Origin of the sequence: Chryseobacterium sp. W4I1 (genome assembly GCF_030816115.1) — a bacterium.
Classification (GTDB): Bacteria; Bacteroidota; Bacteroidia; order Flavobacteriales; family Weeksellaceae; genus Chryseobacterium.
The window spans coordinates 1,300,560-1,319,056 of record NZ_JAUSXQ010000001.1; the positions used below are offsets into that span (position 1 = coordinate 1,300,560).

An 18,497-nucleotide genomic window follows, 5' to 3' on the forward strand; every position below is an offset into this window, starting at 1 on the left:
GATCAATAAACGATAAAATATAAATCAATGCACTACAATGAGAAAACAATAATTGATACAATAAAAAATTACTATCCTATTGAGATGGAAATTGAATACAAAAATTTACCTCTTAAATTTTTTGTGAAAAAAAATAAACAACATTTTTTAGCAGTTGAATTTTTTAAAGCCTCAGAACTATCTGCAATTTATTTATTTCGTTCAGATAATATAGAAAATGCGACAGAATTTAGTGAGGATTTTAATAATAGAGATGTTGCATTTCAAATCGATGATTTAAAGACTTTAGAAACAATTTTGAATGCAAATAGTTTAGTTGGCTAATTAATTTCAAAAAACGATACTATTCCTAAATATGGATAACCGTAAAATTTCTTTCAGGTTATGCTTAAATTTGCAAAAAAATAAATATGAAGAAAATCTTTACACTTTCATTAATAGCTATTTCATCTGTTTGTTAGTGCGCAAAACGCGTCATATGACACAATTGTAAATAATAATCTAGCAAAAAAAGATAATTTTATAAATGCTGTAAATTGGTCTTCTATAAAAAATAAGGAGTTAAATCAAAAAGAGATTATTAGTAAAGACCAGGATTTAGGCTTTGTAAACACTAACATTTTGGCAAAAATACATGAGGAAGCTACAGTTGAATACTATTACAGTAATACAATAAAGATCGACAGTAAAGATAAAAAATATAAAATATCCATAATTAATCCTGTTATTCGTGTTAGAATGGGCAACGCTGATTTATCAGCGCTTTCAATTGATATCTTAAAAAAATATAGGAATTATATCACGAGCTTGTTAGACCTAATGAAAGACCAATTTGATAGTAAGATGGAATGGAGTTATGATGACATGGTCAAGATCTCTAAAATACAAAACTTACCAATTGAGCAAAAACAAATTCTAAAGACACTGATTGATAATGCTGTAAATTTAGATAAGAAATTATTTAGTGATTGTATAAAAACAATGAAAAATGACAATAACTGGTAGCTCTTTGGTTTAAAACCAGTTATAAAACAAATCCAAAACGAAGTAATTATGCTCGATATTGAAAATCCAAATGAATCCTTAAAAGAAATTAAAGAAAAATTTTTAAGATTACATAATAGGTTTTTAGCTATTGCTATGGATTACAAATATTATATAAATTCTAATATTTCTGACCAAGAAATTTATAAGCTTAGAGATAATGTCATTTTTAGATTACAAAGTGCCAGATTTCATTTTGAGTTACTTTTAAACCATCATCACTATATAGATCATAACATAAAAGAGATACATAAAAGTCAGGATCCGATTTTGGGCGGAGGTATTGAGCTTCAAGTTTATCAAATTAGAGCAACTGAAGAAATTTATTCTCTTTTTGATAGTTTAGTTTACCACTTATGCTCAAATTTTGATTATTTATTTAGACTGATTAATTTTATTCATGGAAAAACTGACCTTGTCCAACCAAAGTGGAATCTATTTAAGTCAGACAAAAACGTAAAAAATAATATTTATTGCAGTAAAGAACTTATTGAAGCTTTAGATATTCATGACGAAAAATTTGTTTATCCTTTGATAAAACATCGCTCATTTCTTATTCATAATGAGTATGCGATCGGAGGTCATCAAATCTTTCTCAATGATTTAAAAACAAGGTTTCTAGTCACCGAAACGCTGAAAAATCATTTTCCAGAATTAACTGTAGAGTTTGAGGAAAAAGAAATGAGTATAAGTTTTGCAGCCAAATGGTTAATTGACAAGACTTTTGAAACTATAACCGAAGTTTTATTTGAGATTCGTGATGATATTGTCAGAAACCGTAAAGAGGTATTACCATTGTTTTTTTCTATAAGTTCAGACAATACAATGGAATCAACATCAGTTTATTATTGGGGAGACAGAAAACAAATTTAAGAGCCAGTTACAATAGTGAACAATAGATAAAGTAAGTCTCACTAAACGATACAAATGAAGAAATAAAGAAGATGGCAGTTAAAAAATAATATTTACGCAAATAGGCTGCGTAGTAGGGGTGTATTTTTGTATTAAATAAATTATAATTCCCGCAAAATGACAGACAAAGATAAAATTGAAGATAATTCTTCGTTTGAAGAATTTAGAAATAATTTAAAGGGGGGAAAGTCAGTAAAAAAAATTGTATCACTCTTAGCACCTTTTAGTTCACGAGCTAAAGAAATTTTGGATGCTTTTGAAAATTTTGATGAGATTGAAAAACAATTCGACGAGATTTCCAAAAGTCCTGACCAATTTAATAATTATTTCAGCGGACTTGGATGGATTGCTCACGAGTCAGGTAATCACGATCTGATTATGGAATGCATTAATTTGGCAGAATCTGACAATATAAAAGCTGCTGAGGAGAAACTAGCGGATCACTATACTTCCGAGGAAATACAATGGCTGGTAACTTCAACATACGGTGTTCCTGAGTTTAGAAAGCGAAATAATTTAATTAATGCAGCCTTTGAAGATACAAAAGCCCAAAGATTTCACTCTGCCATCCCATTACTGTTAATGATTATTGATGGTACTGTCAATGACATCAGTAAGAGCAAAGGCTTTTTTGCGGAAAATACTGATCTTACTGCGTGGGATTCTATTGCTGCGCATAGTACAGGTCTCTCCAAGCTTAGAGACATTTTAAATGTGACACGAAAGTCGACAACTACTGAAGAGATATTTTTCCCCTACAGAAATGGAATATTGCATGGGAGAGATATTTCTTATGCTAATAAATATGTTGCTGGCAAAGCATGGTTAACATTATTTGCTATTAATGATTGGGCAAAAGCTTTGCAAAAAAATAAAGAAAACTCACCCAAGGAGACTAAGAAGCCTACACTGAAAGAGGCACTATCAAACTTGAAAGAAACTACTGATAAATACAAACTGCAGAAAGAAAAAAGAGCGGAAACTGATAAATTCATGAATCATTGGAAATCCAGGAAACCTATCGCAAATATAGATTTTCCGGCTCAGGGAACAGAGGAAGAATATACAGAATTTACGCCAGAGCGAGATGCTGTTTACTTTTTAACAAATTGGCAGAAAGGCAATTACGGTCAAATGGCTAAACAGATTTGTTTATTTTCCGATGAATTTAATATGGGTAAAGAAGCTGGAAGAGTTCGAAAAGTTTTTGACCAAAAGAATCTGAAAACCTTTGAAATACTATCAGTTGAACATCAAGCGCCTGCAATTGCAGAAGTAAAGGTAAAAGTAATTGTATTATTTAACGAAATAGAATATGCAAAAGAAATAATGTTGCGAATGCTTTATCAGAATGAGCAACGAGAAAATATGGTGTATGGCCAAAGCGGAGGTGTTTGGAGGTATATGGATTCTTTCTTTTTTCATAAAATCGAAATGCTGGATTGGGATTATTAAAAATTGATAATTATATTAAAGAATTTACTGAAAGCAAACCAGAAGAAATCAATTGTGTCTTTCAATTCACTGAATGGAATCGATGAAAAAAAGTTCTTAGTAGTAGATTTAATGAATTGACAGGAATAGGTTCTACATCAGTTGATAAAAATTGCTTTCTAGTTGAAGAAGATGGCCTCATAAAAATTACACAGATTCCAGTTCATTACCTTAAAATTTGATCAACTTCAGAATTTTAAATGAATTAATTAATAACCAAAAAAAATACATTGCGATGCAATTTACAGATCTTGAATCTTATTATACTTATTTGGAAGAAGATGAAAATTTTTCCATTCTTGATTTTAATACAACTAAATATCTAAAAATTCTCGGTGACAGCTCTTCTGAAGTAGAGCTTAAAAAATTATGTTCTTACGAGCAGTTTTTTTGCGACTTTTCAATTAAAAAAGGAGAACATATACCCCAATATCAGATGGGAGATTATAAATATCCAACATTGGAAATGTTTGATGATAATTTTGAATATATTAAGAAAAGAGCTAAGGAAACTGTTAATCCGAAATATAAATCTAGATATAATCATATACTTTGGATTAGTCCGCAAAAACATTATACTTATGCAAAGCAGGCGATTGAAAGTTACATGAATTTTCTTGAAAATTCCAATTTTGCGGCTAATGATAATCTACTAAATAATTCTTTTAGAACATATTTCGAAAATCTTTTTCTTTTAAGCCAGAGCATAAACTATAAAAGTGCCGAAACTATTGATTACTTTATCACACTTTTATCAGGGAGTAAAATAAGCGAGTTCTGCAAATATGCCATCATGAAATTTATAGGTGAAAATATAAAAAAAAGTGATGCTGTGCTTTTTGAGAAGTTTTTAGATTATGCCAAAATTCAGGTGGAGATTGCAGAGGATAGATTATTAGAAAGTTTTCTCAAATTATTGATAATTCTAAGTCAAAAATTAAAAAAATCTCCAGCGATTTTTCACGAGAAACTTGGCGATTGGCATATTTCACAGCTTAAAAAAGAAGATAAACAAGGTTTTTTAGCTCATCATTTTTATTTAAATGCATTAGAAGAGTATAGGAAAGCAAATATTAAAGTGAAAGTTGAGCAGACAAGTGTATTGCTGGAACAAGCCAAGAAGAAGATTAATTTAAAGAGAATTCCTTTTGAAATTAAAGACGATAAAATACTGGAAAAACTTAATCAATATTGGAAAATAACTTCTGATAATATTAAAAGGATTGTAACTGAAAAATCAAGTAAAGATATTTATGAATATCTTACAGTAGAGAATTTTTTACCTAAACCAAATTCAGAAGAAGAGGAACCTAAATCAGCATTGCTTGATTTGGTAACAACGATGACATTTGACATCAATAGGAATGTAAATAAAAATAAATCCGGAATGATTAACCCTTATCAGCTCCATATTAACAATTTTACTTTGCGACAAATTAGCTGTGTATTTTTGGAAGGCATAAAGGAGGAAAAGATTACATTCAAATCTTTGATTGGCTACCTGGAAAATTATACCTGGTACGGAGCAGATTTTACTTATGTAGATAACAATAATGAAAAACAGGGATTTGACTGGATCGAATTACTAATTCCTTCTTTACAAGTTTTCTTTAATCAGATCGAAGCTGATCTTAAAACATCAACTAATCATAATCAGGGATATATACTTGCGATAGATAGTTTAGTATTAAAATTTGAAGGCCTGCTGCGCGAATTTTCTAGAGCAATCGAGGCGCAAACAATCGAATTTAAAGCAGACGGGACAGAAGAGCGAATTTCATTTGATAAACTTTTAGACAACGAAAAAATTACGGACTTAATACCAGCTAATGATATTGCTTTTTTTAAATATCTTTTTACTTCAGAAGGAATGAATCTAAGAAATAATATTGCACATTGTTTTTATAAAACAGAGAATTATAGCTCTGCCACAATGCTATTGCTAATAGTTGCTTTACTAAGACTCGGTAATTATCGCTTTGAGAAGAAGCTTGATAAATAAGATTTATTTGGGATAGCTGGAAAATGTGATATCGACAAGTATATAATTAATAGAATTTAATGAATAAAGAAATTTTTCAAATGCTACTCACTGAGAGCGAATCATCAATTTTATACTTTAAGAAAAAAAATATAAAACTTGGGACGAAAAATTAAATGATTTAACATAATTAATCTCAAAAAACGATAGAAAAATGAATGTTTTTATTTCTAAAAACCCTATTCAAATAATTGGTGTTTTTCTAGTTGGCTTCTTTTTTATTCTGACTTCCTGTCGAAATAATAAGATGGATTACATCGCATATTACAATACTGTAAATTCTATTGATAGTATCTATAGAATAAAGAATGATACTCTTATCGCCATAAAAAAATTTAAAAAACTGTTCCGAAAATATCCACCTAGAAATGATGAACGAATGGAAGAATATGAAAACTATATTAAGTTTTCTGATAAATACAATAGAAATTTTGGAAGCAAAAAAAGTCTCTATAAACTTATTCCCTTTAGTTGCTCCTTATTGGAAGTTTAAGCGAGAAGATTCAGATTTTTTCAAACTGTATAAAAAATATGGAATTGATAGTACTATTGTAGAGCAAAAAGTAGTAGAATGGAAAAACTCATTAAATAAACAACTTATTGATTCTTTTAGAATTGCTTTTATCAGGGATCAAGCAAAAGATCCTATAACAGGAGAACAATCACTTGATAATTTTAGAAAGAACTCTGAATTATTGAAATGGACTCTTAAAAATTTTGGTTATCCATCAATGCAGAAAATTGGACTTGAAACTGAAGATGGTGTTTTTATGCCGATGGATACGTATTTAAACCATATGGCACAAATAGAAGATTATGAGTATTTCAAAACTAAACTCATAGACTATGTAAATTCTGGTGACATACCACCAAGGGATTATGCAGAAATGGTAGAAAGATACCTTCAGATTAACCAATTAAACACTGTATATGGTTTGAAAAGAACGGATGATGAATTTATAAAAGATTCTGTAATTATAAATCGTAATAGAAGACAAATAGGTCTTCAAAGCATAAAACATCGAAGAAAAATTACAAAAGAATTTTTAAAGAAAATAAGATGACATCTTTGGCTGAGTATGAAAGAGAACTAATGCAGGTTTGCAGTCTTCAAGAGCAAGAGAAAGAACAGGGGAAAACCTAAGGGATATACACAGATAAAACAACTTCTAAACTGTTATTTATGTGACTTGTCTAAAAGATCCAACAAAAGCTCTAGAAGAAATATATAAATCCCTCGGATTGATAAGAGTTGATATGCCAAAACTCTTGATACTCAAATCGCAATCAGAACTCATCACCGAAATAAACAACGGTCAAAACCTATCACCCGAATCATCCCAGAATTTCGTTGTTTCCATGCCCCAGAATTTTAATCAATGGGTAAGCGACAATAAAGAAACGCTTGATAAACGAAAAAGCAAACCGTATTTCTTAAAAGTTTAAAAATGTAGACAAATTATCTTCACTAACGTCCTGTTCATGGCATCTAGCTAAATTTTGTGGATAATTATTTGTTAAAAAACATATTAATAAGTTGCTTTTGTTACAGAATGTATTAATTTTGAACAAAAGAAAACCACCTCAATTGAGGTGGAAACCTTAAAAACCTTAAAAGAATAGTTTTATTAACTCAGTTGCGAGCTTTGTTAATTCCACTATTGGTTTTAAAAGTTTAACTAAAACTTTAAGCTTTTGCATAGCGTTTAAAATTTATGGTTAAACGGATCAATATTAATCCAAGGATACAAAATCAAATAAAGATCTATGTATTCTTGGATTTCTATTTGTAAAGATAGAAAAAGGAAAATTTAAAAGCAGTCTATTTAAAATTCAAATACTTTATTTTAACAGTAAAAGTTTTCCACATTAACATAGAAATACCTCTGACATTACTATAAAGCCTAAAAAGTAAAATATTCGCATAAAATCATAGTGATTCATTAAACGATTGTGTGTAAACTGATTGTATTCAGGTAGTTAAATGTTAAACAGAAAAAATATTGACTATGGCGGAGGACGCGAATAACATCCATTAAATGAAGTTAAACATGAATAGCACTTTACTGTTAGTAACTAATCTTTTGTATATTCGAATACTAAAAAAGTAATTATGAATTTCGAAGAAGCTCTAATTAAAAAACAAGATATCGTAAATGGCTCAACAAATGGGCCTAGGGAAATATATATAATTTCCGATATACCAGAAGAAGGTGATATGTTTTTACAATTAATACTAAGGCATAAAGTAAAATACACTGATGATTTATGTAAAGAATATTCTAGTAATGGGAAATATCAAGTTTGGGTTAATCCATTTTCATGACACAATCAGAACACAACGAATACGACCGCCTCACCCACGAAATGGAGCTACATTTTATAGCTCTCACTCCATTATTTATGGAATACTGTGAGAATGTTATTTTCGGGGAAGAAATCGAGGATCTCCGGCACTACTGCTTTCACTTCTACAATGACAACTACCTTTCCCACCTATACCAGAAGCTATCATACCGGATTGAGCGACTTTACAAGGAAGTAGACTCTTTACAATATCCAAATCTTTCAGATGGCTTTGCTAATCTTCTTATTTACCTAAAAGAACCCATTGCCCGGGAAAATGACCTGGAATATAAAGCTGAGAATTTTGTCTACTGGCGAAATCAGATATTGCAGGATCCTGCTTTAGCTCATAATGGAAGTTTTAGGAAGTATTTGGTAGCGTTGTAGTTTTTGCTTTTTGAGAGGGTATTTTGTTATATTTGTATAAACTAAAAATTAATAATTATGTTTATAGAAGGCAGAACAGTAAATGGATCAGTTTATTTCAATATCAACAACATATGCTCAGTAGAAAGGGTCAGATTAGGCACCCTGATCAGGACGTCAGACGGCAAAGAAGTGACTGTTTCTGATAGTATGGATGTTATAATGAGTAGAATCAATTCCATTAAATAACACGCCCCTTAATTGGGGCTTTAATTTTTTATATTTGCTAAAACTTTTAATAATGATAACTTCAACAGAATTACTTTATATATTCGGAGGAGCAACAGTAGTTGCGCCTGCAATTGTTACCTTTTTGGCTCAAAGATTTTCAGACGCTCAAAATAATAGATGGAGACGTAAGACAGACGAAAAGTTGGAGTTTATTAAAAATGATTTATCAAATAAAAGCAATGTATTGTCTAACCTCATGGATGTACAAAAATCTAATTATAGTATTGGGCAACAAAGAAGAATTGAGGCCATTGAAAAATGCTGGATTTTATTAAGTGATTTCACTGTAGAATTCCCAGAATATTACTATTTCATTATAAATAAAATAAGTAGTGATTATAATTTGAATTTTAAATCTTATTTAAATACGATAGATGATCTAATGGAACTAGATCAAGATATAGATGTAGAAGATGGTGCATTTATTAAGAGTTATGAAAATCTAGAGAAAAACCTTAGATACGAACGCCCTTTCATTGGTTTTGAATTGTGGGATAGTATAAGTGCATATAAAAACTTTATAGTTTTTACATTATTATTCACGTCAAAAAATTTAGAAAATGACAAATATGAACATTGGCAAAAGAATAAAAAGTCTGTGAATATATTGCATAGCTCTTTGCAGCCATCAGCAGTAGAGTATGTTTTGCGAAACAGAACTAACTCATTTGAGATAGCAATATCTATTCTTCAGTCAAATATTATAGAGAATATAAACGATATACTTTCGGGAAAGATAGCTAGTCACAATACTTTAGAATATGTAAAATTAATGAGACTAGAAGAGATTGATTAGAGTATACGAAGCTATAGATTATTCTATTTCATTAATAACTTGATATCCTTGAGTTGTCAGATTGTCAATTGCATCATTTATAGACAGTACTCCGTCCAGGTATTGATCAAGTCTTACATGCAATATAGCTACATTATTAATATTTAACGATAAAACTCCCCAACGATACCGAATGTACATTGGTTTGTTGTCAATGGTTCCCTCCCAAATCATTGGGCATCCGCTTGTTTCCTTTTGAAGTACAATAATACTACTCATAATCTTCAATTTGATTTAATAATTGTTCCGCAGCCTCTTTTGTTTCCGGCTGAGGAATCTGCTTAAATACAATCCCGGTCTTTGGTGATGCTCCGGTAATAGTTTTGTCTTTGTGAGCCGTTAAGAAGTTCCACATGCTCTCTGATAGTTCTTCTGGTAGTTAGTGCAAGTTGTGGCTATTACAAATAATTTTTGAAAGCAATTCACAGCTCTAATCGATCTTTAGTTGTAGTTCTTTTGATAGTGACTAATTATGAAGACAATAATTTGAAAACACTTTATAACATATACAGTTAATATTTTTAAAATAGTTTGAAAATATAAAGTAAAAAATGTAAATTTATTTCAATAAATAAGGAATTATGGGTTTTTATCTTATTAATAACAGAGAAAATAAACCATCATTTATATTTGTTGATAAACTTGAAGATTTAATATATCATGTTGAAGGTAATATAGATGATACAGTAATTGTAAAAGGGTCTCGAGAATCGAAACCATTTTTCTTAAAGGACTCTAACGACTATAAAAACCTGTGTGATCAAAAGTACAGGAATGGATTATTGGCGCAAGAAATTTTTAAAAATATTGCACGAGAAAGAAGATTTATGATAGAATCTATACCACAAGATATAGATAGTTTTTCGGTGTACAATATTCTAGATTCATTCACTATAAAAAGAGCTGACTTTGTAATAAAAAATTGCAGAAATATAGAAGTTGATGTTAAATGCCTATCTTTTTACTTAATTAACGACAAAAAATACTTCTATATACGTTATTCAGAAATTATGAAATTGGAACGTATGAATAGTCTAATAGAAAAGAATACAATACTTGCTATATTTGATCAAAATACGGTAAGAGGTCAAGATTTTTCTTTAAATATGATAGAATTGAAAACTATCTTAAAAGAAAATAACAGGTGCGTTGTGTACGATCAAAAAACAAAATGCTTTAAAGTTCCATTGCATTTAACAACAAATGGTTTTGATCTCTTAGAAGAATATAGAATTAATAGGGAATTGTACTAAGTGGCTTATCTAGAATGAGATGAATTGCAATTGGTAATTAACTCCCTTAGAGTTAATCTGGTATATTTATACCCTTTGCATTTTCAAATTCCCTAAAAAAAAATTCTAAAGAATAACGTTCGTGCCTCAATATATTATAAATCGTGGACATTGGAACATCATATCCTTGAGGTAGTTTTAATTTTGAGATCGTGGAAGAAGTTATCCCACAAAATTTAGCATATTTATTTTGTGAAATAATATTGCCTTCTTGATCATGATATTCACGTAGAAACTTACTTTCAATAAAATTGCATAAATGTTTATTTACTAAAGCATTTTTTCTATTTAAAACATCCTTATCCTGCATGTTCATTATAATCTTTCTCAAAACAACATATTTAAATGAAATTTACTGTTCGTTATGGCGAATGATTTGATTATTTCTTCTTATATTTGTAAAATAGGTTACAATAAATGTAACTTTGCGATACTTCAACGAATATCAGAAGCTATTGCTTAGAATCTCAACTTGAAAACTGGTAATTTTTAATCACACGAGAGGATAAGTAAGTAAGCTCACGACCTAGGCGTGGGCTCTCTTATCTGTGTGAAAGGTATACCAGTACCCCAAGTTAGATAATGTAGAGTCCCATGCCGTTTTTATTTCCAATGCAGTACGCTATCTCTACATCACTAAGCCGCTTCCACAAAATACAGTATCATACGACACGATACAATAGGTATGTACAACCTATTGCGGCTTTACAGCTTTCACGGGAACATAAATTTCATTCATATTTCAATTGATGGGCTTAGGGCAGGAGGTTATGCCGTGTGCTTAAGCTTCCTCCCAGGCCTTCATCAATCAGAGATTAGGAACTCAATAAAACAATAGATTTTTAAGAAACAGAAAGTGTAAAGTATAGTAACCATAGAAGAAAGAGAAAAAGCCCTTTCCGCACCAGAGTTTATTCGAATCTACGCTGTGCAGGAAAGAGCCTAAGTGCTTAATTAAATTAAACTTTTCAAAAGTATGAAAAAAAACTTTTGCAGCCTAGGCCATATTCAGTTGGCTTTTGGCTTCACATTGCTGGTGTCTTGCACAGCAATAGGACAGGTGCGCAACATTTCAGGCACGGTCACAGAGAATAATCTGCCTGTTAAAGGAGTTTCGGTATTTCAAGAGGGGAGTGATGCAGTAGCGTTGACCGGGGCTTCCGGTAAATATGTGGTGCAGGTTTCAGGAGAAAATCCTGTGCTTATATTTCGTCATCCGGATTATGGGGAGCGTAGGGTTCTCGTTAAAAATGAAGAAGTTCTGAATGTCTCTTTAACCTTAGCTGATCAATCAACAACCAACATAGGAGAAGTTATTCTCAACGCTGGCTACTACAAAGTAAAAGACAAAGAAAGAACGGGTAGCATCGCCAAGGTCTCAGCTAAAGATATAGAAAATCAACCGGTTGGAAATGTACTCTCATCGGTGCAGGGGAGAATGGCCGGTGTCAACATTACGCAGGGCGGAGGAATGCCCGGCGGAGGGTATGACATACAGATCCGGGGAAGAAACAGCTTACGGACCAGCACCAATAGTGAGATAGACGGGAATCAGCCCCTGTATGTAATTGACGGGGTTCCTGTGGGCGGGGATATGAAGTCGGAGTTTTCTACGCTGGTCATTCCGCTTAGGAGCATAAGCCCCTTGAACGCTATTAACCCCAATGATATAGAAAGCATCGAGGTGCTGAAAGATGCGGATGCCACGGCGATTTACGGTTCCAGAGGTGCCAATGGGGTGATACTGGTGACCACCAAAAGCGGAAAATCAGGAAAGACGGAACTGAGCCTCAGCACGAATTATGGGCTCAGCAAGGCTATGGTAGGACTTAAGATGATGGATACCGGGCAGTACCTCAGGATGCGGACCCAGGCCTATGCCAACGATGGAATCACATCATATCCCGGTACCGCTTACGATATCAATGGAAAATGGTCCAAGGACCGGTATACCAACTGGCCTGAGGAGCTGATCGGTAATATGGCGGCCTTTTCCTCACTGCAGCTCTCCCTCAAGGGAGGAAGTGAGACCACCAACTTTCTACTGAGTCTCGGCCGAAATGAGCAGGAGACGGTCTTTGCGAAAGATTTTAAGTATGTGAACCATACGGTATCAGGCAACATATCACACCGCTCCAAAGATAAAAAGTTACAGCTGATGCTTTCCAATCAGTTTTCGATTCAGAAAAACAACGTGGTGAATGAAGACATTACCCAGAAATCACTGGTGCTTCCTCCCAATGCCCCACAGCTTTATAAGCCGGATGGAAGCCTGAATTGGGAGAACAATACCTTCACCAACCCCGTGGCAGTGTACAACAGTACCTATACTAATGAAAGCATGCAGTACCTGAGCAACCTTGATGCCCGGTTCGAGCTGCTTCCCCATACGCTGTTGAAACTAGCAGGAGGCATCAATTATAAAGCTTTTGAAGAATGGTCCCTGCGACCTAATACAGTTTACAACCCGGCCTATGTCACCGGGCAGTCCAGCTTTTACTCCAGCGCTTCAAAAAGCAATCACAAGCGCTTTTCCTATATTATAGAACCACAGCTGGAATGGGGTTTTAAAAGAGGCGGGCACGAGCTCACGGCGCTATTGGGGTTAAGCCTTCAGTCAGAGCAGAATACCCGGGAATCGATGCGGGGGAGCGGTTTTCAGAGCAACGCACTGTTGCATAATATCGGAGCGGCACAAACCAAAACGATTTCCGACCAGGTCACGACAGAATACCGCTACGCAGCCGTATTCGGGAGGTTGAATTACCAGTATAAAAACAGGTATATCCTCAATATGACTGCAAGACGTGACGGGAGCAGCCGCTTCGGGGAATACCGCAGGCTGGCATCCTTTGGCGCAGTAGGAGGGGCGTGGCTGTTTTCTGAGGAAGGACTGCTAAAAGACAGCCCTTGGCTGAGTTTTGGAAAGCTGAGGGGAAGCTATGGGGTGACCGGAAGCGATAATATCGGAGATTACCAGTACCTGGATAGTTATATGGTGTCCGATTATATCTACAACTCGGTAACGGGGCTGATCCCTTCGCGGCTTTACAATCCTGATTACAGCTGGGAGAAGACCAGAAAATTGGAAACCGCCGTAGAGCTGGGGTTCTTTAAGGACCGCCTGAATTTCACTGTTTCCTGGTACCGTAACATCAGTTCCAACCAGTTGGTAGGCTACCAGCTCCCTGCCATGACAGGGTTTACCTCCGTCCTTTCCAATATGGATGCTGTGGTGGAAAATAAAGGATGGGAATTTGAGCTCAGTGCCAGGCCGGTTGCCGGGCAGTCCCTGCGATGGTCGTCCGGATTTAATATCAGTTTTCCAAAGAATATCCTCCTGTCTTTCCCCGGACTGGAAGGATCACCTTATGAGAACCAGTTCATCGTCGGCATGCCGGTATCCGTAATAAGGCTTTTCCAGCTGGAGGGCGTAGATCCCCAGACGGGGCTATACCGGTTCAAAGACTTCAACGGGGACGGGAAGATCACAGCTCCCGAGGATAATAGGGTCGTGGAAAATATAGGGATCCGTTACTTTGGGGGATGGAGCAATACGCTTCAGTACAAAAGTTGGGAGCTCTCCCTGCTGTTTCAGTTTGTCAAGCAGAGAAATCTCAACTATAACAGTTCAATGCCCCTGCCGGGAGGCATGTTTAACCAGCCTGTCGAAGTGCTGGATGTATGGTCGGCTGACCATACTTCAGGGTATTATATGCCTTACAGTACCGGGACGGTGGGGGATCAGAATACGGCCCAGGAGAACTTTCGAAACAGTACGGCAAGCGTCTCGGATGCGTCGTTTATCCGTCTGAAAAACATTCAGCTGACCTATCATCTTCCCATACGGGGCAGCTTGCTTAAAAGTATGAAGATCTATGTCCAGGGCCAAAACCTCCTGACGTGGACAAAATATTTCGGGATGGACCCCGAATTTACGGCAGGAGGTTTCCTGCCACCTCTAAGGACTTTTTCTTTCGGCACACAGATTAATTTTTAAAACCAGAAATCATGAAATTACCTAAAATTATTCATCTAAGAAATATAGTATTGCTATTGGCAGCATTGCAGATCTTTGTGGCCTGCGAAAACCTGCTGGAAGTGGAGACGCCTTCCGACCAGCTGGATGCAGGAGAAGTGTTCGAAACGGTACAGACCGGCAATGCAGCCCTGGCCGGGCTCTATGCCAGTTTGTGGGATAATTCTCCCCTGTCAGGGGGAGCCCAAGGTAGCGGAGTCCTGCTGGGAAGCTATACGGATGATTTGGCGTGTTATTTCTCTTCAGGGGAGAGCAGCGGGGCACTTGACCTGTATAACAACCTTCAGATCGCCTCCAATTCCAGTGTATATTCATACTGGTCGTCGGCGTATAAACAGGTGTATATGGCCAATGCCATTATAGAAGGTGCTGAAAAGTCCAAGTCATTACCTGAGTCTGAAAAAAGAAGGATAAAAGGGGAGGCATTGTTGGTACGGTCTATTCTTTTTTTCTACCTGCAGCAGGTTTTCGGGGATATTCCAATGCCGCTCACCACTGATTATAAAATCAATCAATCCCTGCCTAAAACTTTAGCAGGACAGGTCCTCTCCATACTGGAATCCGACTTTAATCAGGCCGCAGACCTTCTTTCTGACCAGTACCGAAGTGGGGAAAGGATATTCCCCAACCGAAAGGTCGCCCAGCTGATGATGGCCAAAACCTATATGCTCGAAGGAAAATGGAATGAAGCAGAAGGTTTATTAAAAAGCATCCTCACAGGCCCGCTCTATTCTTTTGAACAGGACATTACCAAGGTGTTTCAAAAGTCCGGCAGTCATATCCTCTGGCAGCTTAAACCTAAAAATACCAATGACCCCACCCTTGAGGTGCAAACCTATTATTTTTCTGATACGGCTCCGAGCCTATACGCTCTAAACGATCATCTGGTGACTTCTTTTTCACCCGGTGACAAGCGGAAGCTCAATTGGATCAAGCCTGTAACAGTCGGTCAGGATACATGGTACCGCGCCGATAAATATAAAAACCGGGAATCCAATCCTACGGAGTATTCGGTGGTGCTGAGGATAGAGGATGTTTACCTTAGTCTTGCAGAGGCTTTGGCGAGACAGAATAAACTTTCCGAGGCTCTGCCATACATCAACTACACCAGAGGCCGAGCGGGACTCTTGCCTCTGGCCAACATAACTTCGCAAGAGATAGTGCTGGATGAGATTCTCTCAGAAAATCGAAAAGAGTTCTTTTGTGAAATGGGGCATCGTTTTATGGACCTTAAGAGAACAGGAAGCCTCAATACGTTAAGCAGCGTAAAACCCAACTGGAAAGATTATCACCGGGTATGGCCCCTTCCGCAGAAAGAACTGTTGCTTAATCCTAATATAAAACCACAGAATGATGGATATTAAATGGATCGCTAAATTGTTCCTTATGATTCTTGTTTTGTGGCTGAAGTCTCTTTTTTATGCTCAGCAGGCAGAGCCAAAGGATACCTTGGACCGATGGATTTCAAAATTCTATGAAACGGAAGCAATGGCCATGTCACCGGATGGGAGATGGGTAGCGATGAAGAAAAGGTATACGGATCAGGACAGCATTTTCGTTTTTGATACGAAGAAGAAAAAAACAGAACGGCCAATAGCTGCCAGGGCATCGATGATTCAGTTTTACAGAGAAAATTATGCAATGCTTAATAGTGCCGGCAGTGTATTATGGTGCAATCTGGAGACCGGTGGAATGCTTGTATATCCGGAAGTGAAACAAAGTGGTACCTGGTCTGATGACGGGTTTTGTATGGTAGATAGAAAGGGGCGCATGCAGATTATGAATAAAATGGGAAAGCTCCTGGCTGAAGTCTCAAACGTGGTCTATTACGTTACGGATGGAAAAGGCAAACTTTTTGTGCAACGAAAAACCCAATCGGGCCATGAAGTTTTAACGTTTCAAGGCCAGAGCTTCAGAAGACTGGTGGCTCTGGATGATTTTGAGCGGATGGAACTGACCGGATCCGGGAAATATCTTATCATCTACAGGCGGTTAAGAAAGGAGGGATTTCGAACACTGGGGGTCATGGATACCCAAAATGGGAACTGGCTGTACCCTTTGGGTGAGCAGGGGGTAAGAGCTGATTTTTTTACCGTAAGGGAAATTGATGAAGGATCATCCTTCTTAATCGAGAGGTTGAATTATATGCCGTATCCTGACAAAGAGGTTGAGATTTGGTACGGAAATGATCGTGATCTGGCGAGCAGGGAAAGGGGTAGGAAGCCATACCGGACGTACTGGCTTTGGAAGGGAGATGGTAAAGCAGATTCGTTACATACCCGGGAAAATGAAACGGTGAGTACGATAGGAAGCAGCCGTTATTTTTTAGTTTTCAGGGGCGATGAACTGCAGGACTATGTACGGCATATTCCCGACCTTATTCTGTACCGATATGATGCGGTGACAGGAATAAAAACCCAAATAGGAGCGGTAAGACCGAGGCTGGTCGCTTCACCGGATGGGCAGCGGCTATTACTGATGAATCAAAACGGTATATGGCAGCTGCTGGATATGGAAACTTTAAAAAAGAAGGAGATTGAACGTGCAGGGCTGGGAAAACCATATTTCAGTCAGGATTCCGGAACCGTTTATTTTGAAAGCGGATCAGGATTGTGGATGTACTCTGTAGAGTCAGGGAAAATGAAGAAGCTCAATGGAGAAAGAAAGCATGTTCAAATCATCGGGGCCCAAGAACGGCCGCTGTGCACAGGGTATAACTTTTATCAGAATTTTATCCGTGACAAAGAAGGGATAATGCTTAAAACGGAAGATAGGGGAAATGGGACGGTTTCCTATTACCAGCTAACGGGCCAAAAAGCCATATTGCGTTATGCCTCTTCTAATCATTTGAAGACCGTATTGTTCAGTGCTGACCATGCAAAAATGGCGGTTCTGGAAGAAAACTTTAACACACCTCCTGGGCTTTGGTTGATAGAAGCTCGTAAAAAAGAAAAGAAATTGTTGTTTGACAGCGGATCATCAGACCAGAAGGCCAAACAGCTCAGGCAGCAGATGATCTCTTATACATCCTCTTCAGGCCTTCCGTTAAAAGGAATTTTATATTATCCTTTATATTATGATCCGTCTGTTGAATATCCTGTCATTGTCCATATTTACCAGCAGCAGTCAGATCAGGCTAAGACTTATCTTTTGCCGCGATACGATGAAATAGGCTTTAACATCCGTACTGTACTGGAAAGGGGATATTTTGTCTACCTTCCTGATGTGATGACGGAGAACAGGTCACCCGGATACTCCGGAATTGACGGGGTAGAGCAGGCTTTGAATGCTTTAGGGCAGTATCCTCTGAAGCTGAAAAGCTTTGGATTGATAGGGCATTCCTTCGGAAGTTATTTAGCGAACTTTATTGCCACGCATTCCACACGGTTTGCTGCCTATATTTCCGGATCGGGAGTCAGTGATCTGATAAGCTCTTACTTTTCCTACAACAGGAATTATTCCACTCCCCATTACTGGCAGCTAGAGACCGGGCAGTATGAGATGGATGCTTCCTTTTTTCAGGATAAAGAATTATACCTAAAAAATAGTCCTATCCTTAACGCAGATAAGGTGAATGCCCCTGTTTTGCTCTGGACGGGGCTTAAAGACCACAATGTAGTGCCTGACCAGACCATTGAGTTTTACCTTGCCCTTAAAAGAAGCGGTAAAGAGGTTGTGGCATTATTGTATCCCGATGGAGGACACGACCTGGGAATAGGCACTGCGGATGCAAAAGACCTGACCCGAAGGATGATGGACTGGTGGGATTATTTCTTAAAAGAGAAATCAAATATTACCTGGATTGACAGGCAAATGAAAAAGGATGCTGATTAGCAT

16 protein-coding genes are annotated in these 18,497 nt (G+C 36.3%); 13 read left to right on the forward strand and 3 right to left on the reverse strand.

Annotation, left to right across the window (positions count from 1 at the left end):
* Nucleotides 1–27 precede the first annotated feature (27 nt).
* From QF044_RS05965 to QF044_RS06005, 9 genes are all read left to right on the forward strand, one after another.
* Nucleotides 28–324, forward strand: a complete 297-nt coding sequence (locus QF044_RS05965) for a hypothetical protein (protein WP_307264853.1) — start codon at nucleotides 28–30, stop codon at nucleotides 322–324.
* Between the two features lie 297 nt (nucleotides 325–621).
* Entirely contained in the window at nucleotides 622–1,005 is a 384-nt protein-coding gene (locus tag QF044_RS05970) for a hypothetical protein (RefSeq protein WP_307264855.1), read from the forward strand.
* Between the two features lie 48 nt (nucleotides 1,006–1,053).
* Nucleotides 1,054–1,917 carry a hypothetical protein gene (locus QF044_RS05975; protein WP_307264858.1) on the forward strand — a complete coding sequence of 288 codons (864 nt, stop codon included), beginning with the start codon at nucleotides 1,054–1,056 and terminating at the stop codon, nucleotides 1,915–1,917.
* 156 nt (nucleotides 1,918–2,073) lie between these two features.
* Nucleotides 2,074–3,411, forward strand: coding sequence for a hypothetical protein (locus QF044_RS05980; protein WP_307264861.1), 1,338 nt, complete (start codon nucleotides 2,074–2,076; stop codon nucleotides 3,409–3,411).
* Nucleotides 3,412–3,685: 274 nt separating this feature from the next.
* Nucleotides 3,686–5,452: a DUF4209 domain-containing protein gene (locus QF044_RS05985; protein ID WP_307264864.1), complete on the forward strand. Its 1,767-nt coding sequence runs from the start codon at nucleotides 3,686–3,688 to the stop codon at nucleotides 5,450–5,452.
* 428 nt (nucleotides 5,453–5,880) lie between these two features.
* A complete protein-coding gene (locus tag QF044_RS05990) occupies nucleotides 5,881–6,555 on the forward strand; it encodes a hypothetical protein (RefSeq protein WP_307264867.1) in 675 nt (224 codons plus the stop codon).
* A gap of 1,049 nt (nucleotides 6,556–7,604) precedes the next feature.
* Complete coding sequence (locus QF044_RS05995; protein WP_307264871.1) at nucleotides 7,605–7,817, forward strand: hypothetical protein; 213 nt, start codon at nucleotides 7,605–7,607, stop codon at nucleotides 7,815–7,817.
* Complete coding sequence (locus QF044_RS06000) at nucleotides 7,814–8,224, forward strand: hypothetical protein (RefSeq protein ID WP_307264874.1); 411 nt, start codon at nucleotides 7,814–7,816, stop codon at nucleotides 8,222–8,224. The genes QF044_RS05995 and QF044_RS06000 overlap by 4 nt, the downstream gene beginning before the upstream one ends.
* Nucleotides 8,225–8,504: 280 nt before the next feature.
* A complete protein-coding gene (locus tag QF044_RS06005; protein ID WP_307264877.1) occupies nucleotides 8,505–9,290 on the forward strand; it encodes a hypothetical protein in 786 nt (261 codons plus the stop codon).
* 18 nt (nucleotides 9,291–9,308) lie between these two features.
* Here the strand turns inward: QF044_RS06005 and QF044_RS06010 are convergent, their stop codons facing one another.
* Both QF044_RS06010 and QF044_RS06015 read right to left on the reverse strand, forming a co-directional pair.
* The gene (locus tag QF044_RS06010; protein WP_307264879.1) at nucleotides 9,309–9,548 is read right to left on the reverse strand and encodes a hypothetical protein; all 240 of its coding nucleotides are present in this window, start codon (nucleotides 9,546–9,548) and stop codon (nucleotides 9,309–9,311) included.
* On the reverse strand, nucleotides 9,541–9,684 hold the full coding sequence (locus QF044_RS06015) for a hypothetical protein (protein WP_307264882.1): 144 nt from the start codon (nucleotides 9,682–9,684) through the stop codon (nucleotides 9,541–9,543). Before QF044_RS06015 ends, QF044_RS06010 begins: the two co-directional genes overlap by 8 nt.
* A 226-nt stretch (nucleotides 9,685–9,910) precedes the next feature.
* On the opposite strand from QF044_RS06015, the gene QF044_RS06020 reads away from it, so the two are divergent.
* Nucleotides 9,911–10,582 carry a hypothetical protein gene (locus QF044_RS06020; RefSeq protein WP_307264885.1) on the forward strand — a complete coding sequence of 224 codons (672 nt, stop codon included), beginning with the start codon at nucleotides 9,911–9,913 and terminating at the stop codon, nucleotides 10,580–10,582.
* 52 nt (nucleotides 10,583–10,634) lie between these two features.
* On the opposite strand, the gene QF044_RS06025 is transcribed toward QF044_RS06020, so the two are convergent.
* Nucleotides 10,635–10,952 carry a hypothetical protein gene (locus tag QF044_RS06025; protein ID WP_307264887.1) on the reverse strand — a complete coding sequence of 106 codons (318 nt, stop codon included), beginning with the start codon at nucleotides 10,950–10,952 and terminating at the stop codon, nucleotides 10,635–10,637.
* Nucleotides 10,953–11,597: 645 nt separating this feature from the next.
* Between QF044_RS06025 and QF044_RS06030 the strand changes: the two genes are divergently transcribed.
* The 3 genes from QF044_RS06030 to QF044_RS06040 are packed head-to-tail and all read left to right on the forward strand — an operon-like array spanning nucleotide 11,598 to nucleotide 18,494.
* A complete protein-coding gene (locus QF044_RS06030) occupies nucleotides 11,598–14,621 on the forward strand; it encodes a SusC/RagA family TonB-linked outer membrane protein (RefSeq protein ID WP_307264890.1) in 3,024 nt (1,007 codons plus the stop codon).
* Between the two features lie 11 nt (nucleotides 14,622–14,632).
* The gene (locus QF044_RS06035; protein ID WP_307264893.1) at nucleotides 14,633–16,024 is read left to right on the forward strand and encodes a RagB/SusD family nutrient uptake outer membrane protein; all 1,392 of its coding nucleotides are present in this window, start codon (nucleotides 14,633–14,635) and stop codon (nucleotides 16,022–16,024) included.
* Complete coding sequence (locus QF044_RS06040) at nucleotides 16,011–18,494, forward strand: prolyl oligopeptidase family serine peptidase (protein ID WP_307264896.1); 2,484 nt, start codon at nucleotides 16,011–16,013, stop codon at nucleotides 18,492–18,494. The genes QF044_RS06035 and QF044_RS06040 overlap by 14 nt, the downstream gene beginning before the upstream one ends.
* The last annotated feature ends 3 nt before the right edge of the window (nucleotides 18,495–18,497 follow it).